17 protein-coding genes are annotated in these 22,736 nt (G+C 72.5%); 15 read left to right on the top strand and 2 right to left on the bottom strand.

The features are described 5' to 3' along the window. Positions 1–139: 139 nt before the first annotated feature. The 4 genes from lepA to hemW all read left to right on the top strand — a co-directional run bounded on the left by lepA (position 140) and on the right by hemW (position 7,649). Complete coding sequence (gene lepA / locus ACIQFZ_RS04215; RefSeq protein WP_365422261.1) at positions 140–2,008, top strand: translation elongation factor 4; 1,869 nt, start codon at positions 140–142, stop codon at positions 2,006–2,008. A gap of 271 nt (positions 2,009–2,279) precedes the next feature. After that, entirely contained in the window at positions 2,280–4,154 is a 1,875-nt protein-coding gene (locus ACIQFZ_RS04210) for an AMP-dependent synthetase/ligase (RefSeq protein ID WP_376650726.1), read from the top strand. Between the two features lie 229 nt (positions 4,155–4,383). Next, positions 4,384–6,336, top strand: coding sequence for a SpoIIE family protein phosphatase (locus ACIQFZ_RS04205; RefSeq protein ID WP_402690559.1), 1,953 nt, complete (start codon positions 4,384–4,386; stop codon positions 6,334–6,336). An 80-nt stretch (positions 6,337–6,416) separates the two neighbouring features. After that, positions 6,417–7,649 carry a radical SAM family heme chaperone HemW gene (hemW, locus tag ACIQFZ_RS04200; protein WP_365422253.1) on the top strand — a complete coding sequence of 411 codons (1,233 nt, stop codon included), beginning with the start codon at positions 6,417–6,419 and terminating at the stop codon, positions 7,647–7,649. A gap of 34 nt (positions 7,650–7,683) precedes the next feature. On the opposite strand, the gene ACIQFZ_RS04195 is transcribed toward hemW, so the two are convergent. Together ACIQFZ_RS04195 and ACIQFZ_RS04190 are read right to left on the bottom strand one after the other, a co-directional pair. Continuing rightward, positions 7,684–8,490, bottom strand: a complete 807-nt coding sequence (locus ACIQFZ_RS04195; protein WP_402690558.1) for a DUF3097 domain-containing protein — start codon at positions 8,488–8,490, stop codon at positions 7,684–7,686. A 32-nt stretch (positions 8,491–8,522) separates the two neighbouring features. After that, positions 8,523–9,179, bottom strand: coding sequence for an MBL fold metallo-hydrolase (locus ACIQFZ_RS04190; RefSeq protein WP_402690557.1), 657 nt, complete (start codon positions 9,177–9,179; stop codon positions 8,523–8,525). 320 nt (positions 9,180–9,499) lie between these two features. On the opposite strand from ACIQFZ_RS04190, the gene hrcA reads away from it, so the two are divergent. The 11 genes from hrcA (at position 9,500) to ACIQFZ_RS04135 (ending at position 22,648) form a co-directional block, all read left to right on the top strand. Further along, complete coding sequence (hrcA, locus tag ACIQFZ_RS04185) at positions 9,500–10,516, top strand: heat-inducible transcriptional repressor HrcA (protein WP_383056970.1); 1,017 nt, start codon at positions 9,500–9,502, stop codon at positions 10,514–10,516. Continuing rightward, entirely contained in the window at positions 10,517–11,653 is a 1,137-nt protein-coding gene (dnaJ, locus tag ACIQFZ_RS04180) for a molecular chaperone DnaJ (protein ID WP_365431248.1), read from the top strand. It begins immediately after the preceding gene. 335 nt (positions 11,654–11,988) lie between these two features. Further along, a complete protein-coding gene (locus ACIQFZ_RS04175) occupies positions 11,989–13,077 on the top strand; it encodes a nitronate monooxygenase (protein WP_402690556.1) in 1,089 nt (362 codons plus the stop codon). Further along, positions 13,074–13,814, top strand: coding sequence for a 16S rRNA (uracil(1498)-N(3))-methyltransferase (locus tag ACIQFZ_RS04170; RefSeq protein ID WP_402690555.1), 741 nt, complete (start codon positions 13,074–13,076; stop codon positions 13,812–13,814). Before ACIQFZ_RS04175 ends, ACIQFZ_RS04170 begins: the two co-directional genes overlap by 4 nt. A 92-nt stretch (positions 13,815–13,906) precedes the next feature. After that, complete coding sequence (locus tag ACIQFZ_RS04165; protein ID WP_376650866.1) at positions 13,907–14,491, top strand: hypothetical protein; 585 nt, start codon at positions 13,907–13,909, stop codon at positions 14,489–14,491. 171 nt (positions 14,492–14,662) lie between these two features. Then, positions 14,663–17,842, top strand: a complete 3,180-nt coding sequence (locus ACIQFZ_RS04160) for a S41 family peptidase (RefSeq protein ID WP_402690619.1) — start codon at positions 14,663–14,665, stop codon at positions 17,840–17,842. A gap of 94 nt (positions 17,843–17,936) precedes the next feature. After that, on the top strand, positions 17,937–18,290 hold the full coding sequence (locus ACIQFZ_RS04155) for a histidine triad nucleotide-binding protein (RefSeq protein ID WP_365437421.1): 354 nt from the start codon (positions 17,937–17,939) through the stop codon (positions 18,288–18,290). Between the two features lie 6 nt (positions 18,291–18,296). Further along, positions 18,297–19,205 (top strand): ribonuclease Z, encoded by a 909-nt coding sequence (locus ACIQFZ_RS04150; protein WP_365437424.1) that lies wholly within the window; start codon positions 18,297–18,299, stop codon positions 19,203–19,205. 20 nt (positions 19,206–19,225) lie between these two features. Continuing rightward, entirely contained in the window at positions 19,226–20,218 is a 993-nt protein-coding gene (locus ACIQFZ_RS04145) for an adenosine deaminase (RefSeq protein ID WP_365775339.1), read from the top strand. Between the two features lie 178 nt (positions 20,219–20,396). Then, positions 20,397–21,362 (top strand): 5-dehydro-4-deoxyglucarate dehydratase, encoded by a 966-nt coding sequence (locus ACIQFZ_RS04140; protein ID WP_365437175.1) that lies wholly within the window; start codon positions 20,397–20,399, stop codon positions 21,360–21,362. Beyond that, the gene (locus ACIQFZ_RS04135) at positions 21,359–22,648 is read left to right on the top strand and encodes a glucarate dehydratase family protein (protein WP_383056964.1); all 1,290 of its coding nucleotides are present in this window, start codon (positions 21,359–21,361) and stop codon (positions 22,646–22,648) included. The genes ACIQFZ_RS04140 and ACIQFZ_RS04135 overlap by 4 nt, the downstream gene beginning before the upstream one ends. Positions 22,649–22,736 lie beyond the last annotated feature (88 nt).

Raw genomic sequence — 22,736 nt, 5'->3', positions numbered from 1 at the left:
GGCATGAGACACAGTCGCCCAGGCTACCAGCGGCCCGCTGGACGGCCCAAACCGGCCGCCGGTCCCCGCCCGTGGGACCATGGAAGCTACGTATCGTTCCGACCCGAGGCATAAGGCGCCTCAAGAAACAGGACCCTGCGTGCCCGCGACCCCTGACAACGTGCCCGAGCCGAGCCGTACCGCCCCGGCTCTGATCCGCAACTTCTGCATCATCGCGCACATCGACCACGGCAAGTCCACGCTCGCCGACCGGATGCTCCAGCTGACCGGGGTGGTCGAGCAGCGGCAGATGCGCGCTCAGTACCTCGACCGTATGGACATCGAGCGCGAGCGCGGCATCACGATCAAGTCCCAGGCGGTGCGCCTGCCGTGGGCTCCCACCCACGACCCCGGCAACACGCACATCCTCAACATGATCGACACCCCCGGGCACGTCGACTTCACCTACGAGGTCTCGCGGTCGCTCGCCGCCTGCGAGGGGACCGTCCTGCTCGTCGACGCGGCCCAGGGCATCGAGGCCCAGACCCTCGCCAACCTCTACCTGGCGATGGAGAACGACCTCACGATCATCCCGGTCCTCAACAAGATCGACCTGCCGGCCGCGCAGCCGGAGAAGTTCGCCGAGGAGCTTGCCAACCTCGTCGGCTGCGACCCCGACGACGTGCTGAAGGTCTCCGCCAAGACCGGCCTCGGCGTCGACGCGCTGCTCGACCGGGTGGTCAAGGAGATCCCGGCCCCGGTCGGCGTCGCCGACGCCCCCGCCCGCGCGATGATCTTCGATTCCGTCTACGACTCCTACCGCGGTGTCGTGACCTACGTCCGTGTCATCGACGGTCAGCTCAACAAGCGCGAGCGGATCCGGATGATGTCCACCGGCGCCACCCACGAGCTGCTGGAGATCGGCACCAACTCCCCGGAGATGCTGCCGGCCGACGGCCTCGGCGTCGGCGAGGTGGGCTACCTGATCACCGGGGTGAAGGACGTCCGCCAGTCCAAGGTCGGTGACACCGTCACCAGCCAGCACAAGGGCGCCGAGGAGGCGCTGGGCGGCTACAAGGACCCCAAGCCGATGGTCTTCTCCGGCCTGTATCCGCTGGACGGCTCCGACTACCCCGAGCTGCGCGAGGCGCTGGACAAGCTCCAGCTCAACGACGCCGCCCTGGTCTACGAGCCGGAGACCTCCGCCGCCCTCGGGTTCGGCTTCCGCGTCGGCTTCCTCGGCCTGCTCCACCTGGACGTGATCCGCGAGCGACTGGAGCGCGAGTTCGGGCTCGACCTGATCGCCACCGCCCCCAACGTGGTCTACCGCGTGCTGATGGAGGACGGCACCGAGCACACGGTCACCAACCCCAGCGAGTTCCCCGAGGGGAAGCTCGCCGAGGTGTACGAGCCCGTCGTGCGGGCCACGATCCTCGCGCCCACCGAGTTCATCGGCTCGATCATGGAACTGTGCCAGACCCGCCGCGGCACGCTGCTGGGCATGGACTACCTCTCCGAGGACCGCGTCGAGATCCGCTACACCCTCCCGCTCGCCGAGATCGTCTTCGACTTCTTCGACCAGTTGAAGTCCAAGACCCGCGGCTACGCCTCCCTCGACTACGAGCCCACCGGTGAGCAGAGCAGCTCCCTGGTCAAGGTCGACATCCTGCTGCACGGCGACAAGGTGGACGCCTTCTCGGCGATCACCCACAAGGACCAGGCGTACGCGTACGGCGTCCGGCTCGTCGCCAAGCTCAGGGAGCTGATCCCGCGGCAGAGCTTCGAGGTGCCCGTCCAGGCCGCCATCGGCTCCCGGGTGATCGCCCGCGAGACCATCCGCGCCATCCGCAAGGACGTCCTCGCCAAGTGCTACGGCGGTGACATCTCCCGTAAGCGGAAGCTGCTGGAGAAGCAGAAGGAGGGCAAGAAGCGCATGAAGATGGTGGGTTCCGTGGAGGTTCCCCAGGAGGCCTTCATCGCGGTGCTCTCCAGCGATGACAGCGCGGGGTCGGCCAAGGGCAAGAAGTGACCGCTCGGTAGCTCGGGACGTGCGGCCGTAACCCGGTGAACCGGGTGAAAAAGGGGCCCGTCGTGCGAAGGCGCGGCGGGCCCCCGCGCATTCACGCGGTAGCTCTCTGTGGGAAGTGACCGAGCGCTGCCTCTTACGCGGTGGCCGGTCGCACCTTAGTCTGATCCTGCTCGTTAGTTACTCACGAGTTAAGCAACAGTCCGAACCACCACACGTGAGTCACCCCAGCCGCAAAGAGCCAGCCGCATTGTCGCGGGCCCCGGAGGATGTCGTGAGCGACGCACAGACCCTGATCGAGAACCGTCCGCCGTCCGTGGCGGCCCTCTTCCTGGAGCGTGTGGCGGCCACACCGGACGCCGAGGCCTACCGCTACCCCGTACCCGCGGCATCCGGCGCGGGTCCGGACGACTGGAAGTCGCTGAGCTGGGCGCAGTCCGCCGAGCGGGTCTACGCGATCGCGGCCGGACTCATCGAACTGGGCGTGCGGCCGGAGGAGCGGGTCGCACTCGCCTCCTCCACCCGTGTGGAGTGGCTGCTGGCGGACCTCGGCATCATGTGCGCGGGCGCGGCCACGACCACGGTCTACCCGCAGACCAGCGCCGGCGAGTCGGCCTTCATCCTCTCCGACTCCCAGAGCAGGGTGCTCATCGCGGAGAACGCCGAGCAACTGGCCAAGGCCGAGGAGAAGCGCGCCGAGCTGCCCGAGCTGCACCACGTCGTCGTCATCGACGCGGACGGCGTCGAGACCGGCGACCGGGTGCTCAGCCTGGCCGAGCTGGAGCGGCGCGGCGCCGCGTACCTGGGCGAGCACCCCGAGTTGATCAAGGAGCGGGTCGACGCGATCACCAAGGACCAGCTCGCCACCCTCATCTACACCTCCGGCACCACCGGCCGCCCCAAGGGCGTCCGGCTGCCGCACGACAACTGGTCGTACATGGCCAAGGCCATCGCCGCCACCGGGCTGGTCGGCGCCGACGACGTGCAGTACCTGTGGCTGCCGCTCGCGCACGTCTTCGGCAAGGTCCTCACGTCCGGCCAGATCGAGGTCGGGCACGTCACCGCCGTGGACGGCCGCGTGGACAAGATCATCGAGAATCTTCCGGTCGTCCAGCCGACCTACATGGCGGCCGTCCCGCGCATCTTCGAGAAGGTCTACAACGGCGTCGCCGCCAAGGCGCGCGCCGGCGGCCCGGCCAAGTACAAGATCTTCCAGTGGGCCGCCGAGGTCGCCCGCGAGTACGCCAAGGTCACCCAGGACAACTTCAGGCGCACCGGCACCCGCTCCGCGCCCTTCGCCCTGGCCGCCAAGCACAAGGTCGCCGACGCGCTCGTCTACGCCAAGATCCGCGAGGCCTTCGGCGGCCGGCTGCGCGCCTGCGTCTCGGGCAGCGCCGCCCTCGCCCCGGAGATCGGCTACTTCTTCGCCGGCGCCGGCATCCACATCCTGGAGGGCTACGGCCTCACCGAGTCCTCCGCCGCCTCCTTCGTCAACCCCGGCGAGGCCTACCGCACCGGCACGGTCGGCAGGCCGCTGCCCGGCACCGAGGTGCGCATCGCGGACGACGGCGAGATCCTGCTGCGCGGCCCCGGCATCATGGAGGGCTACCACAAGCTGCCCGAGCAGACCGCCGAGGTGCTGGAGGCCGACGGCTGGTTCCACACCGGCGACATCGGCGAGCTCTCCCCGGACGGCTACCTGCGCATCACCGACCGCAAGAAGGACCTCATCAAGACCTCCGGCGGCAAGTACATCGCGCCCGCCGAGGTCGAGGGCCAGTTCAAGGCGGTGTGCCCGTACGTCTCCAACATCCTCGTGCACGGCGCCGACCGGAACTTCTGCACCGCGCTGATCGCCCTCGACGAGCTCGCGATCATGGAGTGGGCCAAGGAGAACGGCCTGGGGGGCAGGCCGTACGCCGAGGTCGTCGCAGCGCCGCGGACGGTCGAGATGGTCGACGGCTACGTCAGGCAGCTCAACGAGGGCCTGCAGCGCTGGCAGACCATCAAGAAGTTCCGCCTGCTGCCGCGCGACCTCGACGTCGAGCACGGCGAGATCACCCCGAGCCTGAAGCTGAAGCGGCCCGTGGTGGAGCGGGAGTACAAGCATCTGATCGAGGAGATGTACGCGGGCGCGCGGGAGGCGTGATCGCTGAGGCGGCCCGGCCGGTGAACTCCCCGCGCGCCTCGGGCGCGCGGGGAACGATCACGAATGCGTTCACGGGCACTCGGATCTGTCCGTCTTTGATCACTCCGGTAGTGCAGTTCTCATACAAGGAGACACACTTCGGTAACTCCTTGCTTATGGGCGCGGTCGGTCTGTCACCCTGTCGGCGTTGACCGAAACCGATTCGTCCGGACCGCCCGGGGAGCCGCAGATGGGGGCCATTCCCACGCAGCGGGAGACCGCCTCCCGTGCCTCCGGGGTACCCGCGCACGCGTCCGGCGCGGCCGCGCACACCGCGGGGGCGTGCCCGTGGACCCACGCGGTACTGCCCGGGGGCTCCCTCGCGCCCCGCTCCGCCCGCGCCGTGCTGCGCTCCGCGCTGGCCGAGTGGACGGACCTCGGGTTCGAGATCGGCGAGCGACTGGCCGAGGATGCCCTGATCGTGGTCAGCGAACTGGTCACCAACGCCGTCGTGCACGCGGGCACCGACGTCGAGCTGACCTGCCGGCTGGAGCCGGAGACCGGCGCCTGCGTGGTCGAGGTGTGCGACCACCACCCCTCGCGCGCCCCCAGCGACCACGGCTCCGGGACACCGCACGAAACCCCGGAGTACGGCCGCGGCCTGCGACTGGTCGCGACGCTCTGCGAGGAGTGGGGCGTCACCTACCGGACCGGCACCAAGACGGTGTGGGCGCGGCTGCCCGCCGAGGCCGGCCCGGCGGAGGAGGACGAGGAGGCGGCGTACGGCGCGGAACGCGAGCTCGGCATCGCCGAGGTCCCCGCGCCCGAGCCGCAGCGCGCCGGGCGGGACCGGGACTGGCTGGGGCGCGGCGCGCTGTCCTTCCTCGCGGAGGCCTCCGACCTGCTCGCCGGACAGCTCGACGAGGACATGGTCGCCTCACTCACCGGACAGTTGCTCGTGCCCCGGCTCGCCGACTGGTGCGCGGTGTGGCTGGAGGACGAGTCCACCGGCCGGTGGGGGGCCTCGCGCTGGAGCGGAGGCGAGGGCGGCGGAGGCTGGAACGACGGGGCCGGCGCGGCCGGGCCGCGGCTCGCCCGTGTCTGGCACGGCAGCGAGAGCCGGATCGAGGAACTGCGGCGATTCCTGGAGAAGGACCCGCCGCGTCCCACCGACGGCCTGCGGTCAGGGCCCGCCTCCTATCCGTGGCCCGGGGAGGCCCTCGGCCCGTACGCGGCCCACGGCGCGGCGCTGGCGTACCGCCTGATCGCGGGCGGCCGTCCGCTGGGCACGCTGGTCATCGGGCGGACCGGGCTGCTCCGCTTCCCCGACGAGGTCACCGGGCTGGTCGAGGACCTCAGTCGCCGGGTCGCCCTCGCCATCGGTGCGGCCCGGCAGTACGCCCGCCAGGCCACCATCAGCGCCGTGCTCCAGCGCGGCCTGCTGCCCGGCGCGGTCGCCGAGATCCCCGGTCTGCGCAGCGCGCTGGTGTACGAGCCGTGCGACAAGGGCGGCCCGAGCGGCGACTTCTACGACCTCTTCCCGGCCGGCGACGGCCGCTGGTGCTTCGCCGTCGGCGACGTGCAGGGCAAGGGCCCCGAGGCCGCCGTGGTCATCGGGCTCGCCCGCCCCTGGCTGCGGCTGCTGGCCCGCGAGGGCTACGGCGTCGCCGACGTCCTGGACCGCCTCAATCAGCTCCTCCTCGACGATGCCACCGAGACCGCCGACGCCGCCGCGCGCGTCCTGGTGGCGGCCGGCGGACGGACGCCGGTCCCCGGCGACACCCAGACCCGGTTCCTGTCCCTGCTGTACGGCGAGCTGGTCCCCTTCGACGGCGGCGTGCGCTGCACCCTCGCCTCCGCCGGGCATCCGCTGCCGCTGGTCCTCGAGCGCGAGGGCGGCGTCCGTACGGCGGCCCGGCCGCAGGCGCTGCTCGGGGTGATCGAGGACGAGACGTACGCCTGCGAGACCTTCGAGCTGCGACCCGGCGACACCTTGCTGTGCGTCACCGACGGCGTCACCGAGCGGCGCTCCGGCTCCCGCCAGTTCGACGACGGGGACGGCCTCGCCGTGGCCCTCGCCGGCTGCGCCGGACTCGACGCGGAACCGATCGCCGAGCGCATCCGCCGCCTCGTACACGACTTCGGCACGGGCCCACCTGAGGACGACCTGGCCCTGCTGGTACTCCAGGCCGAACGCAACTGACAAAACACCGGCGCCCGAGAAACCGCCCGCCCCAGCCGCCGGGCCCCGGGCTTCGCCCGGGGTGCTGGACAATGGGAGGTATGCCTTCCGCACTTCCCGATGGTGAGTCCGTTCCCGATGACGGTGCGCTGCCTGTGGGCGCGCTCGCCGGGGCGGCCGACCGGCCTCTCGGGTTCTATCTGCACGTCCCCTACTGCGCGACCCGCTGCGGCTACTGCGACTTCAACACGTACACGGCCACCGAGCTGCGCGGCACCGGCGGGGTGCTCGCGTCCCGTGACAACTACGCCGGGACGCTGACCGACGAGGTCCGCCTCGCCCGCAAGGTGCTCGGCGACGACCCGCGCGAGGTCCGCACGGTCTTCGTCGGCGGCGGCACGCCCACGCTGCTGGCCGCGGACGACCTGGTGCGGATGCTGGGGGCGATCCGCGACGAGTTCGGCCTCGCGGCCGACGCCGAGATCACGACGGAGGCCAACCCGGAGTCGGTCGACGCCGCCTACCTGGCCACGCTCCGCGAGGGCGGCTTCAACCGGATCTCCTTCGGCATGCAGAGCGCCCGGCAGCACGTGCTGAAGATCCTCGACCGCACGCACACGCCCGGCCGCCCCGAGGCCTGTGTGGCCGAGGCCCGCGCCGCCGGCTTCGAGCACGTCAACCTCGACCTGATCTACGGCACCCCCGGCGAGTCCGACGACGACTGGCGGGCCTCGCTGGACGCGGCCCTCGGCGCCGGCCCCGACCACGTCTCGGCGTACGCCCTCATCGTGGAGGAGGGCACCCAACTCGCCCGCCGGATCCGGCGCGGGGAGATCCCGATGACGGACGACGACGTGCACGCCGACCGCTACCTGATCGCCGAGGAGACGCTGACCGCGGCGGGCTTCGAGTGGTACGAGGTGTCCAACTGGGCCACCTCGGAAGCCGGCCGCTGCCTGCACAACGAGCTGTACTGGCGCGGCGCCGACTGGTGGGGCGCCGGACCCGGTGCGCACAGCCACGTGGGGGGCGTGCGCTGGTGGAACGTGAAGCATCCGGGGGCGTACGCGGCAGCCCTGGCGGCCGGCCGCTCCCCGGGCGCAGGAAGGGAACTCCTCACGGAGGAGGACCGCCGGGTGGAGCGCATCCTGCTGGAACTGCGGCTGCGGGAGGGCGTCCCGCTGGACCTGCTGCGCCCGGACGGACTGGCCGCGTCCCGGCGCGCGCTGTCCGACGGGCTGCTCCAGGAGGGGCCGTACGAGGCGGGGCGCGCCGTGCTCACCCTGCGGGGGCGGCTGCTGGCGGACGCGGTGGTGCGGGACCTGGTGGACTGAGTCGCCCGGAGCACCCGGAGCCGGACCCGAGCGGCTACTCGGGCTGGACGGTGACGAAGTCGATCAACTGCTCGACCCGGCCCAGCAGCTCCGGTTGCAGGTCCTTGTAGGACCGCACGTGGGACAGGATCCCCTTCCAGGCCGCGCCCGTGTTCTCCGGCCAGCCCAGGGCGCGGCACACGCCCGTCTTCCAGTCCTGGCCGCGCGGGACGCGGGGCCAGGACCCGATCCCGAGCGAGGACGGCTTCACGGCCTCCCAGACGTCGATGTACGGGTGGCCGACCACCAGCGCGTGCTCGCTGGTCACCGACTCGGCGATGCGCCACTCCTTGCTGCCGGGGACCAGGTGGTCCACGAGGACGCCGAGGCGGGCGTCCGGACCGGGCGCGAACGCCTCGACGATCGCCGGCAGGTCGTCGACGCCCTCCAGGTACTCCACGACCACGCCCTCGACGCGCAGGTCGTCGCCCCACACCTTCTCGACCAGTTCGGCGTCGTGCCGGCCCTCGACGTAGATGCGCCCGGCGCGGGCCACGCGCGCGCGTGCCTCGGGCACGGCGACCGAACCGGATGCCGTGCGGGTGGGCCGTACCGGGCCGGACGACGGTTTCACCAGGGTGACCACCCGGCCCTCCAGCAGGAAGCCGCCGGGCGCGAGCGGGAACACCCGGTGCTTGCCGAAACGGTCCTCCAGCGTCACCGTGCCCGCCTCGCAGCGGATCACCGCCCCGCAGAAGCCCGTCCCGGGCTCCTCCACCACCAGACCCGGCTCGGCGGAAACCTCCGGCTCGGTCCGCGGCTTCTTCCAGGGAGGAGTGAGGTCGGGCGAATACTGGCGCATTCGAGTGACGATATGGACAGGCCCGTGTCCGATCAGGGCGACACGCCGAAGCGCGCGGCCAGGGCGTCCCGCTGGGCGCGGACGAACGCGGCGTCCACCACCGCTCCGTGACCGGGGACGTACAGCGCGTCCTCGCCGCCGAGCGCCAGCAGTCGGTCGAGGGCGGCGGGCCACCGGGACGGCACGGCGTCCGGGCCCGCCTGGGGCTCGCCGGACTCCTCGACCAGGTCTCCGCAGAACACCACCGACGGCTCGCCCGGCACCACCACGGCGAGGTCGTGCGCCGTGTGACCCGGACCCACGTTCACCAGCAGCGCCTCCCGCCCGCCGCCGAGCCGCAGGGTCAGCCGGTCGCCGACCTCGCGGCCGGGGCGCACCAGCACGTCCGCCGCCTCGCGTGCCGCCCGCGCGTCCAGCCCGTGGCGCACCGCGTCCGCGCACAGCTCCTCGCGCCCGCCGGTGAACACCGCGGCCGCGCCCACGGCGGCGAACACCTCCGCGCCGGTGAACTCGGCCGCCCCGAAGACGTGGTCGAAGTGCGGGTGGGTGAGCGCGAGAAGTGTCACACGACCACCGGAGAGCTCCCGCGCCCGCGCGCACAACCACGCGCCCTCCGCGCGGCTCGACCCCGCGTCGACCATCAGCGCGGCGTCCGCCCCGACGACCAGCCCGGCCGTGCAGTCCCACACCGGAAGGCGGCACCGCCCGACGCCGTCCGCCAGCCGTTCCCATTCCAGCTCTTCGCGAGGCTCTTCCCGAGGTTCGTCCCGAGGCTCTTTACGAGGTTCTTCCCGACCAGCCGTCATACGGCGACGCTAGTGCTGCGACCGCGGCCGGGTACGACATCCCGGCCGATCCCGGGTGATCCTGGTCCCGACCTCGTAGTCCTTCGCGGCCCGGCCTTGCCGGGGGTGTACCCGGCGGCCGTACACTGGGCCGGGTAGAGCTGGCACTCGTATGCGCAGAGTGCCAGGCGGGTGGCCGAGGAACGACCCTGGAGGTGTGCGCGATGCTCAGCGAGCGGCGGCTTCAGGTGCTGCGCGCCATCGTCCAGGACTACGTCGGCACCGAGGAGCCGGTGGGCTCCAAGGCCCTCACCGAGCGGCATGGCCTGGGCGTCTCACCGGCCACGGTCCGCAACGACATGGCGGCCCTGGAGGACGAGGGCTACATCGCCCAGCCGCACACCAGTGCCGGCCGTATCCCCACCGACAAGGGGTACCGCCTGTTCGTCGACAAGCTGGCCGAGGTCAAGCCGATGACCGCGCCCGAGCGGCGCGCCATCCAGAACTTCCTCGACGGCGCCGTCGACCTCGACGACGTGGTGGCCCGCACGGTACGGCTGCTCGCCCAGCTGACCCGGCAGGTCGCCGTGGTGCAGTACCCGTCGCTGACCCGTTCGACCGTGCGGCACGTGGAGCTGCTGGCCCTCGCGCCCGCGCGGGTGATGCTCGTGCTGATCACGGACACCGGCCGGGTCGAGCAGCGGATGGTGGACTGCCCGGTGCCCTTCGGGGAGACCTCCCTGGCCGACCTGCGGGCGCGGCTGAACAGCCGGGTCGCGGGGCGCCGTTTCACGGACGTCCCGCACCTCGTGGAGGACCTGCCCGACGGCTTCGACGTCGAGGACCGGGGTACCGTCTCGACCGTGCTGTCCACCCTCCTGGAGACGCTCGTCGAGGAGAACGAGGAGCGGCTGGTCATCGGCGGCACCGCCAACCTCACCCGCTTCCCTCACGACTTCCCGCTCACGATCCGGCCCGTTCTGGAGGCGCTGGAGGAGCAGGTCGTGATGCTGAGGCTGCTCGGTGAGACGCAGAATCCGGGCATGACCGTGCGCATCGGTCACGAGAACGCCCACGAAGGACTCAACTCCACGTCCATCGTGTCGGTCGGCTACGGTTCGGGCGGCGAGGCAGTGGCCAAGCTCGGCGTGGTCGGACCGACCCGCATGGATTACCCGGGAACGATGGGAGCGGTACGCGCAGTGGCACGGTACGTCGGACAGATCCTGGCGGAGTCGTAGGTGGCCACGGACTACTACGCCGTTCTCGGCGTGCGCCGTGACGCGTCGCAGGAAGAGATCAAGAAGGCCTTCCGGCGGCTCGCGCGCGAGCTGCACCCGGACGTCAACCCGGATCCCAAGACCCAGGAGCGGTTCAAGGAGATCAACGCCGCTTACGAGGTGCTCTCCGACCCGCAGAAGAAGCAGGTCTACGATCTCGGCGGCGACCCCCTCTCGCAGGCCGGCGCGGCCGGCGCGAGCGGCTTCGGGGCCGGTTCCTTCGGGAACTTCTCCGACATCATGGACGCCTTCTTCGGCACGGCGTCGCAGCGCGGACCGCGTTCGCGCACGCGCCGGGGCCAGGACGCGATGATCCGGCTCGAGGTCGAGCTGGACGAGGCGGCCTTCGGCACCACGAAGGACATCCAGGTCGACACGGCCGTCGTCTGCAACACGTGCAGCGGCGAGGGCGCGGCTCCGGGCACGACCGCACAGACGTGTGACATGTGCCGCGGCCGGGGTGAGGTCTCGCAGGTCACCCGGTCCTTCCTGGGCCAGGTCATGACGTCGCGCCCGTGCCCCCAGTGCCAGGGCTTCGGCACGGTGGTTCCCACCCCGTGCCCGGAGTGCGCCGGCGACGGCCGCATCCGCGCCCGCCGCACCCTGACCGTGAAGATCCCGGCCGGTGTCGACAACGGCACGCGCATCCAGCTCGCGGGCGAGGGCGAGGTCGGCCCCGGCGGCGGTCCGGCCGGCGACCTGTACGTCGAGATCCACGAGCTGCCGCACTCGACCTTCCAGCGGCGCGGCGACGACCTGCACTGCACGGTCACCATCCCGATGACCGCGGCGGCCCTCGGCACCAAGGTGCCGCTGGAGACCCTGGACGGCTTGGAGGAGGTCGACATCCGCCCGGGCACCCAGTCCGGTCAGTCGATCCCGCTGCACGGCCGCGGCGTCACGCACCTGCGTGGCGGCGGCCGGGGCGACCTCATCGTCCACGTCGAGGTCCAGACCCCGACCAAGCTCGACCCCGAGCAGGAACGCGTGCTGCGCGAGCTCTCCAAGCTGCGCGGCGAGGAACGCCCACAGGGGCAGTTCCAACCGGGGCAGCAGGGCCTGTTCTCGCGGTTGAAGGACGCCTTCAACGGTCGCTGACGCGGGGGCTGGGGTCGGCCGGGGGTCTCGGGGGTTGCCCCCGGGCAGGCACAGTCAGCCGGGGCAGCAGGGCCTGTTCTCGCGGTTGAAGGACGCCTTCAACGGTCGCTGACGCGGGGGCTGGGGTCGGCCGGGGGTCTCGGGGGTTGCCCCCGGGCAGGCACAGTCAACCGGGCAGCAAGGCCTGTTCTCGCAGGTGAAGGACGCCTTCAACGGTCGCTGACGCGGGGCTGGGGTCGGCCGGGTTCGGTGGTTGGCTCGGAAGGGATTCCTCCGGCATATGCCAGAGGTCGCCCGGATTCGGACTCGTCAGGAGGACGTGACAACATGCCGTCATGTCCTCCGCACTGACCGATCTCTTCCCGCACCCGATCGTGCAGGCGCCGATGGCGGGCGGTCCCGCGGTGCCGCCGCTCGCCGCGGCGGTGTCCGATGCCGGTGGACTGGGATTCCTCGCCGCCGGTTACAAGACCGCCGACGGCATGTACCAGGAGATCAAGCAGCTGCGCGGGCTGACCGGCCGCCCCTTCGGCGTCAACGTGTTCATGCCGCAGCCGGAGAGCGCCGAGACCGGCGCCGTCGACCTCTACGCCCACCAGCTCGCCGGTGAGCCCGGCTGGTACGACACCGAACTCGGCGACCCGGCGTCCGGACGCGACGACGGCTACGACGCCAAGCTCGCCGTGCTCCTGGAGGACCCGGTGCCGGTCGTCTCCTTCCACTTCGGCGTGCCCGCCCGCGAGGTCGTGGACTCCCTGCACCGGGTCGGCACCTTCGTCCTCGCCACCGCCACCACCACCGAGGAGGCGCTCGCCGTGGACCGCTCGGGCGCGGACGCGGTGATCGCCCAGGGCGTGGAGGCCGGCGGCCACCAGGGCACCCACCGCGACCTGCCGGAACAGAACGGCGCCGGGATCGGCGTGCTCTCGCTCGTCGCGCAGATCCGCGAGGCGGTCGCCCTGCCGATCATCGCCACGGGCGGCATCATGCGCGGCAGCCAGATCGCCGCCGTGCTCGCGGCGGGCGCCGGCGCAGCCCAGCTCGGCACGGCCTTCCTCGTCACTCCCGAGTCCGGCGCGCACGACCTGCACAAGCAGGCGCTCACGGACCCGGTGTTCCCGCGTACGGAGCTGACCCGGGCGTTCTCCGGGCGGCCGGCCCGTGGACTGGTCAACCGCTTCATGCGGGAGCACGGCCCGTACGCGCCCGCCGCCTACCCGGAGGTCCACCACCTCACCGCGCCGCTGCGCAAGGCGGCCGCCAAGGCGAAGGACGCGCAGGGCATGGCGCTGTGGGCGGGCCAGGGCCACCGGATGGCCCGCGAGCTGCCCGCCGGGCAGTTGGTGGAGGTGCTGCTCGCGGAACTCGACGCCGCACGGGCGGCGTTGGCGGCCGGTTTTGCGGCAGGAGGTGACGCGCGATGACCGCGCCGGTGTTCGTCGTGGACGAACTGAAGGCAATCGGAACGGAGTTCGTGCTGGAGGGCCCCGAGGGGCGGCACGCGGTCTCGGTCAAGCGGCTGCGGCCGGGTGAGGGCCTGGTGCTCACCGACGGCCGCGGGCGCTGGATCGAGGGCGTGGTCAAGGCCGCCGAGGGCAAGGACCGGCTGGTGGTCTCGGACTTGGCGTCCCTCGTCGAGGAACCGCCGGAGTCCCCCCGTATCACCGTCGTCCAGGCCCTGCCCAAGGGCGACCGCGGCGAACTCGCCGTGGAGACCATGACCGAGGTCGGCGTGGACGCGATCGTGCCGTGGGCCGCCTCCCGCTGTATCACGCAGTGGAAGGGCGACCGGGGTCTGAAGGCGCTCGGCAAGTGGCGCGCGACCGCCCGCGAGGCCGGCAAGCAGTCCCGACGGGTGCGCTTCCCCGAGGTCGCGGACGCGGCGACGACCAAACAGGTTGCCGCACTTCTGGCCGAAGCCGACTTCGCCGGCGTGCTCCACGAGAGCGGCGAGGAACGTCTGGCCACCGTCGAACTCCCCGCCCAGGGCGAGATCGTGCTGGTCGTCGGCCCTGAAGGCGGAGTGTCGCCCGAGGAGTTGGGGCAGTTCCGGGACGCGGGGGCGAAGGCGTATGTGCTCGGCCCCACCGTGCTGCGCACCTCCACCGCCGGCACGGCGGCCGCCGCCCTGCTGCTGGGCCGTACCGGCCGCTGGTCCTGACCGGCAGGGCCGCATGAGCGCGGGCGCGCGCGGCGCGCGTGTGGCCGTATGCGCTCTACCGCGCCGGGCGTGGCGGTGGCAGGCTGCCGTACATGGGGGCATTGAGGCGGATTCGGCACCTGCCGCGCGGGCGGCGGGTGAGGGCCGTGGCGGTGCTCGCGGTGGTCGCCGCGGGCGGGGCCGTCGCATGTGAACCCGGCGGGCTCAACGCCGCCTCGGCGGCGTCCACGACCGACGTGACGGCGACGGCGGAGCTGAACCGGCGACACACGTCGGTGAGTTGGCTCAGCTGCATAGGCAGGGACGACGACGCCGGACGGACGCGCACGGCGGGAAACCAGGGGAACCGGTCGCCGTCGGCGTCCGAGACCACCGTGGTCACCGTGGACTGCCAGGGGGAGACGAAGGACGGCCGGAAGATCTCGGTCACCGGGAAGGTCACCCGGGCCGTCGACGGAGCCTGTGTGCGCGGGGACCTGACCGCCAAGGTGGGCGGCAGGGTCGTGTTCCACGTGGGCGGCCTCGGCAACTGCGACGCCACGACCGGGCCGACGTACCGGCCGCCCGTCACCTACCGGCCGACCCACGGTCAGCCGGAGCCGGCGGTCACGGTGACCGTCACACGGACGATCTGGTGCCAGGGCGATCCCACCTGCTGGCCCGTCCGGGGCAAGTGAGGCCGCACCGCCGCCGGTTCGCATGCGGGGGGAGCCATCCGACCCCTGTCCGTCGCCGTCGCCCCTGCGTAGGGTGATCACGTGACTCAGCCCGCATCGTCTCCGTCGCCCGTGCCGTCCGTATCGTCCGCCTCCTCCGCGTATCTCCGGTTCCCGCATCTGCGCGGTGAGTTGGTCGCCTTCACCGCCGAGGACGACGTGTGGCTCGCGCCGCTGGACGGCGGCAGGGCCTGGCGGGTCAGCGCCGACAACGTGCCGGCGAACCACCCCCGCATCTCGCCCGACGGCACCTTCGTCGCCTGGACCTCCACCCGTGACGGCGCTCCCGAGGCGCACATCGCCCCCGTCGCCGGCGGTCCCGCCAAGCGCCTGACGTACTGGGGGAGTTCGAAGACCCAGGTGCGCGGCTGGACCCCGGACGGCGAGGTCCTCGCGATCAGCACCCAGGGCCAGGCCAGCCTGCGCCGCACCTGGGCGCGCGCCGTCCCGCTCGACGGCGGACCGGCCACCACCCTGCCGTACGGGCCCGTCGGCGACGTCGCCCACGGCCCGCACACCGTCCTGCTGTCCGCGCCGATGGGCCGCGAGGCGGCCTGGTGGAAGCGGTACCGGGGCGGCACCGCGGGCAAGCTGTGGATCGACCGTGAGGACACCGGGGAGTTCGTCCGGCTGCACGAGGACCTGGACGGCAACCTCGAATACCCGCTGTGGGTGGGGGAGAGGATCGCGTTCCTCTCCGACCACGAGGGCACCGGCGCGCTGTACTCCTCCCTCGCCGACGGCTCCGACCTGCGCCGGCACACCCCGTATGGGGGCACCTCCCGCTCGAGCGGAGCCGAGAGTGGGGGAGGCTTCTACGCCCGGCACGCCGCCACCGACGGCACCCGCGTCGTCTACTCCAGCGCCGGTGAACTGTGGCTCCTTGACGACCTGGACGGCGCCGAGCCGCGCCGGATCGACGTCCGGCTCGGCGGGCCGCGCGTCGACCTCCAGCCGTATCCGGTGAACGCCTCCCACTGGTTCGGCTCGGCGGCCCCCGACCACACCGCGCGCGGCAGCGCGGTCGCCGTGCGCGGCGCCGTCCACTGGGTCACCCACCGCTCAGGTCCCGCCCGCGCGCTCGCCGCCGAGCCCGGCGTACGCACCCGGCTGCCGCGCACCTTCCGCGCCGAGGGCGAGGAGTGGGTGGTGTGGGTGACGGACGCCGAGGGGGACGACGCCCTGGAGTTCGCGCCCGCCACCGGCCTGGCGCCCGGCGCGACCCCGCGCCGGCTGGGCGCCGGGCAGCTCGGCCGCGTCCTTGAACTCGCCACCACCCCCGACGGCAGCCGTGTCGCCGTCGCCTCGCACGACGGCCGGCTGCTGCTCGTCGAACGCGAGAGCGGCGAGGTGCGCGAGGTCGACCGCAGCGAGCACGGAGACGTCGGCGACCTCACCTTCTCGCCCGACTCCGCCTGGCTGGCCTGGTCGCATCCCGGCCCGCGCCCCCTCAGCCAGCTCCGCCTCGCCAACACCACCGACCTGTCGGTCACCGAGGCGACCCCGCTGCGCTTCCGGGACCACGCGCCCGCGTTCACCCTCGACGGCAAGCACCTCGCCTTCCTCTCCCACCGCTCCTTCGACCCGGTCTACGACGAGCACGTCTTCGACCTGGCGTTCGTCGAGAGCTCCCGCCCGCACCTGATCACGCTCGCCGCGGCGACCCCCTCGCCGTTCGGTCCGCAGCGGCACGGCCGGCCCTTCGAGGCGCCCGACAAGGAGGAGACCCCGGACAGCGAGGGCATCCCGGCGACCCGGATCGACCTGGAGGGCCTGGCCGACCGCATCGTGCCGTTCCCGGTCGAGGCCGCGCGCTACTCCAACCTGTGCGCCGCCAAGGACGGCGTGCTCTGGCTCAGGCACCCGGTGCGCGGTGTTCTCGGCGCCTCCCGCGCCACGCCCGACGACCCCGACCCGAAGACCGAACTGGAGCGCTACGACCTCCTCCAGCAGCGCATCGAGCACCTCGCCGCCGACGCCGACCACTTCGCGGTCAGCGGCGACGGCAAGCGGGTCCTGCTGTGGACGGACGGCAAGCTCAAGGTCGTGCCCAGCGACCGGCGCGCCTCCGGCGACGAGGACAGCGACTCCAACATCACCGTCGACCTCGGCCGGGTCCGGCAGACCGTCGACCCGGCCGCCGAGTGGCGGCAGATGTACGAGGAGACCGGCCGCATCATGCGGGACCACTTCTGGCGGCCGGACATGGGCGGCGTCGACTGGGACGGCGTCCTCGACCGCTACCGGCCCGTCCTGGACCGGATCGCCACCCACGACGACCTGGTCGACCTGCTCTGGGAGGTGCACGGCGAGCTGGGCACCTCGCACGCCTACGTCATGCCGCCCGGCGGCTTCGGGCACGGCACCCGGCAGGGGCTGCTCGGCGCAGACATCTCCCAGCACGAGGATGGGAGTTGGCGGATCGACCGGATCCTGCCCTCGGAGACCTCAGACCCGGACGCGCGCAGCCCGCTCGCCGCTCCCGGCGTCGCGGTGCGCGCCGGGGACGCGATCGTCGCGGTCGGCGGCCGCCCGGTCGACCCGGTGGCCGGCCCCGGCCCGCTGCTGGTCGGCACGGCGGACAAGCCGGTCGAGCTGACCGTCCTGCCGGCCGGCGGGGGCGACCCGCGGCACGCGGTCGTGGTCCCCGTCGCCGACGAGGAGCCCCTGCGCTACCACGCGTGGGTGGCCGACCGCCGGGCCTACGTCCACGAGCGGTCCGACGGCCGCCTCGGCTACCTGCACGTACCGGACATGCAGGCCCCCGGCTGGGCGCAGATCCACCGCGACCTGCGCGTGGAGGTGGCCCGCGAAGGGCTCGTCGTCGACGTCCGCGAGAACCGCGGTGGCCACACTTCCCAGCTCGTGGTGGAGAAGCTGGCCCGGCGGATCGTCGGCTGGGACCTGCCGCGCGGCATGCGGCCGGAGAGCTACCCGCTGGACGCACCCCGCGGACCGGTCGTCGCCGTCGCCAACGAGTTCTCCGGCTCCGACGGCGACATCGTCAACGCGGCGATCAAGGCGCTGGGCATCGGGCCGGTCGTCGGCACCCGCACCTGGGGCGGCGTGATCGGCATCGACAGCCGCTACCGCCTGGTCGACGGCACGCTGATCACCCAGCCCAAGTACGCCTTCTGGCTGGAGGGTTACGGGTGGGGCGTGGAGAACCACGGGGTGGACCCGGACGTCGAGGTCGCGCAACGCCCGCAGGACCACGCGGCGGGCCATGACGTCCAACTCGACGAGGCGATCCGCCTCGCGCTTCAGGCGCTCCAGGAGACGCCCGCGAAGACGCCGCCGTCCCTGCCGTGACCGTCCGGGGGCCGCGGCCCCCGGACCCGGCCGGATCAGCGCGCCCTGGATACCATGCCCCCGTACCCGATCAACCCGGCGTGAGGAGCACCGCATGGCAGGGGAACCCCAGGGCGACTGCCTGTTCTGCAAGATCGTCGCGGGACAGGTCCCGGCCACGATCGTCCGCGAGACGGAGACGACCGTCGCCTTCCGGGACATCAACCCCCAGGCGCCCACCCACGTCCTGGTGATCCCCAAGGCGCACTACAAGGACGCCGCGGTCCTCGCCACCGAGGCCCCCCAACTCGCCGCGGACGTCCTGCGCGAGACGCAGGCGATCGCAGACGAGGACAAGCTGGACAGCTACCGCATCGTGTTCAACACCGGTTCCGGCGCCGGTCAGACCGTCTGGCACGCCCATGCGCACGTCCTCGGCGGCCGCGGCCTCGAGTGGCCCCCCGGGTAGGTCGTCGTGTCCGTACGCGAACTGGTCGTCCTCGGGACCGCCAGCCAGGTGCCCACCCGGCACCGCAACCACAACGGCTATCTGCTGCGCTGGGACGGCGAGGGCATCCTGTTCGACCCCGGCGAGGGCACCCAGCGCCAGATGCTGCGCGCCGGGGTCGCCGCGCACGACCTGAACCGGATCTGCGTCACCCACTTCCACGGTGACCACAGCCTCGGCCTGGCCGGGGTGATCCAGCGGATCAACCTCGACCGGGTGCCGCACGAGATCACCGCCCACTACCCGCGTTCGGGCCGGCGCTTCTTCGAGCGCCTGCGCTACGCCACCGCCTATCGCGAGACGGTCGAGCTGACCGAGGCCCCGGTCGACGCCGACGGCGTCCTCGCGACGACCCCGGCGTACACCCTCGAAGCCCGCCGGCTCTCCCACCCGGTGGAGTCCTTCGGCTACCGGCTCGTCGAGCCGGACGGGCGCCGCATGCTGCCCGAGCGGCTCGCCGCGCACGGGATCAAGGGCCCGGACGTGGGCCGCGTCCAGCGCGAGGGCTCCCTGGGCGGGGTGCCGCTGGAGGCCGTCAGCGAGGTGCGGCGCGGACAGCGGTTCGCGTTCGTCATGGACACCCGGCTGTGCGAGGGCGTGCACGCGCTCGCCGAGGGCTGCGACATGCTGGTCATCGAGTCGACCTTCCTCGACGAGGACGAGCAACTGGCCGTCGAGTACGGCCACCTGACGACCGGTCAGGCGGCGCGGGTGGCGCGGGACGCCGGCGTGCGGCATCTGGTCCTCACCCACTTCAGTCAGCGGTACACCGACCTCGGGGGAGAGTTCGAGCGGCAGGCGCGGGCGGCCGGGTTCGACGGCGAACTGACCGTGGCGCGCGACTTGCTCAGGGTGGCGGTTCCGAAACGCCGCTGACCAGGCCGTACGATGTTCCGATGCCGCTGCCGAAAGCCGAACTGCACCTGCACATCGAAGGCACCCTGGAGCCCGAGCTCGCTTTCGAGCTGGCCGCGCGCAACGACGTCGAGCTGCCGTACGCGCACACCGACGCGCTCCGCGAGGCCTACCGGTTCGAGGACCTCCAGACCTTCCTGAACCTGTACTACGAGCTCATGGCCGTCCTGCGCACCGAGCGGGACTTCGAGGACCTGGCCGACGCCTATCTCGCGCGGGCCGCCGCGCAGGGCGTGCGGCACGCGGAGATCTTCTTCGATCCGCAGGCCCACCTCGCCCGGGGCGTCGGCATGGGCACGGTCGTCGACGGGCTGTGGCGGGCGCTGGGCCGCAGCCAGGAGAAGCACGGCGTCTCGACCCGGCTGATCATGTGTTTCCTGCGCGACGAGTCCGCCGAGTCGGCCATGGAGACGCTGGAGGCCGCCAAGCCGTACCTCGACCGGATCGCGGGGATCGGACTGGACTCGGCCGAGGCGGGCCACCCGCCGGCGAAGTTCCGCGAGGTGTACGAGGCCGCCGCCGCCCTCGGGCTGCGGCGCGTGGCGCACGCCGGCGAGGAGGGCCCGCCGGAGTACGTCACGCAAGCCCTCGACGTGCTCGGCGTCGAGCGCGTCGACCACGGGCTGCGCTGCATGGAGGACCCGGAGCTGGTCGCCCGTCTGGTGCGCGACCGGATCCCGCTCACCCTGTGCCCCCTGTCGAACGTCCGCCTTCGCGCGGTCGACACGCTGGCCGACCACCCGCTGCCCGCCATGCTGGACGCCGGCCTCCTGTGCACGCTCAACTCCGACGACCCTGCCTACTTCGGCGGCTACGTGGGCGACAACTTCCACGCCGTGCGCGACACCCTGGGCCTGGGCAAGGACCGGCTGCGCGAACTGGCCCGCAACTCCTTCCTCGCCTCCTTCCTGGAGCACGACGAGGAGCTGCGCCGGCAGTACCTCGCCGAGGTCGAGGCGTACGAGTTCCCGTAAGCCCCCGCCGAATCCGCCTCCCGCATGCGCCGGCGCCCTGTGCGCCCGGCGCATGCGGGTTTTTTGACGTCCACGGGTTTTCGGGCGGCCGACGACGCGACCCCCGCGGGCCCGTTGACGCAGCATGTTCGTGTTTCTAAACTCCGTTCCCATACGTGGATGACGTCTATGTGGGGAGATGGCCAGGGTGAGTCCGGAGACGAACACCGCGAGTCCGTCCGATGTGGTGCGCAGACTGCGGGACGGGATGGCGGGCGGTGTGCTGTCCTTCCCGCTGACGGCGTTCCACGACGACGGCTCGCTCGACCCCGACGGCTGCCGCGCGTACCTGGCCGCCCAGCTCGCCACCGCGCCCGGCGCCGTCTTCCCGGCCTGCGGCACCGGCGAGTTCTTCTCCCTGGACGAGGACGAGTACCGCCAGGTCGTCTCGATCGCCGTCGAGGAGGCGGCGGGCCGGGTGCCCGTGGTGGCGGGCGCCGGATACGGCTGGGCGCAGGCCGCACGGTTCGCGCGCGTCGCCGAGGAGGCCGGCGCCGACGCGCTCCTCGTCCTGCCGCACTACCTCGTCGCCGCACCGCAGGACGGACTGGCTGCCCAGCTCGAACAGCTCGCGGCCCGCACCCCGCTCCCGCTCATCGCCTACCAGCGCGGCCAGGCGGTGTACGGCCTGGAGGCGTTCCGGCGCATCGCGCGGATCCCCTCGGTGATCGGCCTCAAGGACGGCCGCAGCGACCTCGACGGCCTCCAGCGGCTCACCCTCGCCGCCCCCGAGGGGTTCCTGTTCTTCAACGGCGCCCCCACCGCCGAGATGCAGGCCCGCGCCTACGCCGCCGTCGGCGTCCCCGCCTACTCCTCCGCCGTGCACGCCTTCGCCCCGGAGATCGCGAACGCCTTCTTCGCCGCGCTGCGGTCCGGCGACGGCGGCTCCGCCGACAAGCTGCTGCGCGACTTCTACGTCCCCTTCGTCGAACTGCGCGACCGGGTGCCCGGATACTCCGTGTCCCTGGTGAAGGCGGCCGCCCGGCTGCGCGGGCGCGCCGTCGGACCCGTACGGGCCCCGCTCACCGACCCCTCGCCCGCCGACCTGGCCGACCTGAGGGAACTGCTGGCCGCGGGACTCGACATGGTGGGAGCCGCCCCGTGACCCGCGACCTCACCGTCACCGAGGTACGGCTGACCCCGATCCTGATCGCCGACCCGCCGCTGCTGAACACCCAGGGCGTCCACCAGCCGTACACCCCCCGCCTGATCGTGGAGGTGGTGACGGCCGACGGGATCACCGGATACGGCGAGACCTACGGCGACACCAAGTACCTGGAGCTGGCCCGCCCGCTCGCCGACCGGCTGATCGGACGCCGGATCACCGACCTGAACGGCCTGTTCGGCCTCGAACTCGCCGTGGACGCCTCCCGGGTGGAGGACGCCGTCGACGTCGGCGGGCTGCGCGGCGTCCAGACCGCCGACAAACTGCGCCTGTCCGTCCTGTCCGGCTTCGAGGTCGCCGGCCTGGACGCCCTCGGCAAGGCGCTCGGCCTGCCCGTGCACGCGCTGCTCGGCGGCAAGGTGCGCGACTTTGTCGAGTACAGCGCCTACCTCTTCTACAAGTGGGCCGGGCATCCGGAGGGCGTCGACTGCGAGAAGGACGACTGGGGCGCCGCCCTCGACCCGGCGGGGGTGGTGGAGCAGGCGCGCGGGTTCACCGAGCGCCACGGCTTCACCTCCTTCAAGCTCAAGGGCGGCGTCTTCCCGCCCCAGGAGGAGATCGCCGCCGTACGGGCCCTGGCCGAGGCCTTTCCGGGACACCCGCTGCGGCTGGACCCCAACGGAGCCTGGTCGGTGGAGACCTCCGTGGAGGTGGCCCGGCAGCTCGGGGACGTCCTGGAGTACCTGGAGGACCCCGCCCTCGGCACGCCCGCCATGGCCGAGGTGGCCGCCCGGACCGGCGTGCCGCTGGCCACCAACATGTGCGTGACGACCTTCGCCGAGATCAAGGAGGCGTTCACCTCGAACGCGGTCCAGGTGCTGCTCTCCGACCACCACTACTGGGGCGGCCTGCGCAACACCCAGCACCTGGCGGCCCTGTGCGCCGCCTTCGGCGTCGGCGTGTCGATGCACTCCAACACCCACCTGGGGATCAGCCTGGCCGCGATGACCCATGTGGCGTCCACCGTGCCCGGCCTCCACCACGCCTGCGACACCCACTACCCCTGGCAGTCGGAGGACGTCCTGACCGAGCGGCTCACCTTCGACGGCGGCCGGGTCGCCGTCCCCGACGGCCCCGGTCTCGGCGTCGAACTCGACCGGGACAGGCTGGCCTTCCTGCACCGCCGCTGGGCCGAGGACGACGGCCGCCTGCGGGACCGGGACGACGCGGCGGCGATGCGCGTCGCCGTACCGGGCTGGACCGCCCCGCCGACCCCCCGCTGGTAGACGCGGCCCGCGCTCCCCGGCGTGAGCGCCGACGCGCCGTCGGCGCTCTGGTGCACACTGGCCGGACCAGCACCACGTCAGGGAGCGC

The organism is Streptomyces sp. NPDC093064, assembly GCF_044754605.1.
GTDB lineage: Bacteria > Actinomycetota > Actinomycetes > Streptomycetales > Streptomycetaceae > Streptomyces.
The sequence above is the reverse complement of the archived record's forward strand: the minus strand, read 5'-3'. Positions and strand labels throughout refer to the sequence as shown.

What these genes read in the sequence shown, in the direction of transcription:
- ACIQFZ_RS04205 (WP_402690559.1), top strand. Translation starts at nt 4,384, where the DNA reads ATGGGGGCCATTCCCACGCAGCGGGAGACCGCCTCCCGTGCCTCCGGG.
- hemW (WP_365422253.1), top strand. Translation starts at nt 6,417, where the DNA reads ATGCCTTCCGCACTTCCCGATGGTGAGTCCGTTCCCGATGACGGTGCG.
- ACIQFZ_RS04195 (WP_402690558.1), bottom strand. Translation starts at nt 8,490, where the DNA reads ATGCGCCAGTATTCGCCCGACCTCACTCCTCCCTGGAAGAAGCCGCGG.
- hrcA (WP_383056970.1), top strand. Translation starts at nt 9,500, where the DNA reads ATGCTCAGCGAGCGGCGGCTTCAGGTGCTGCGCGCCATCGTCCAGGAC.
- ACIQFZ_RS04175 (WP_402690556.1), top strand. Translation starts at nt 11,989, where the DNA reads ATGTCCTCCGCACTGACCGATCTCTTCCCGCACCCGATCGTGCAGGCG.
- ACIQFZ_RS04170 (WP_402690555.1), top strand. Translation starts at nt 13,074, where the DNA reads ATGACCGCGCCGGTGTTCGTCGTGGACGAACTGAAGGCAATCGGAACG.
- ACIQFZ_RS04165 (WP_376650866.1), top strand. Translation starts at nt 13,907, where the DNA reads ATGGGGGCATTGAGGCGGATTCGGCACCTGCCGCGCGGGCGGCGGGTG.
- ACIQFZ_RS04155 (WP_365437421.1), top strand. Translation starts at nt 17,937, where the DNA reads ATGGCAGGGGAACCCCAGGGCGACTGCCTGTTCTGCAAGATCGTCGCG.
- ACIQFZ_RS04145 (WP_365775339.1), top strand. Translation starts at nt 19,226, where the DNA reads ATGCCGCTGCCGAAAGCCGAACTGCACCTGCACATCGAAGGCACCCTG.
- ACIQFZ_RS04140 (WP_365437175.1), top strand. Translation starts at nt 20,397, where the DNA reads ATGGCCAGGGTGAGTCCGGAGACGAACACCGCGAGTCCGTCCGATGTG.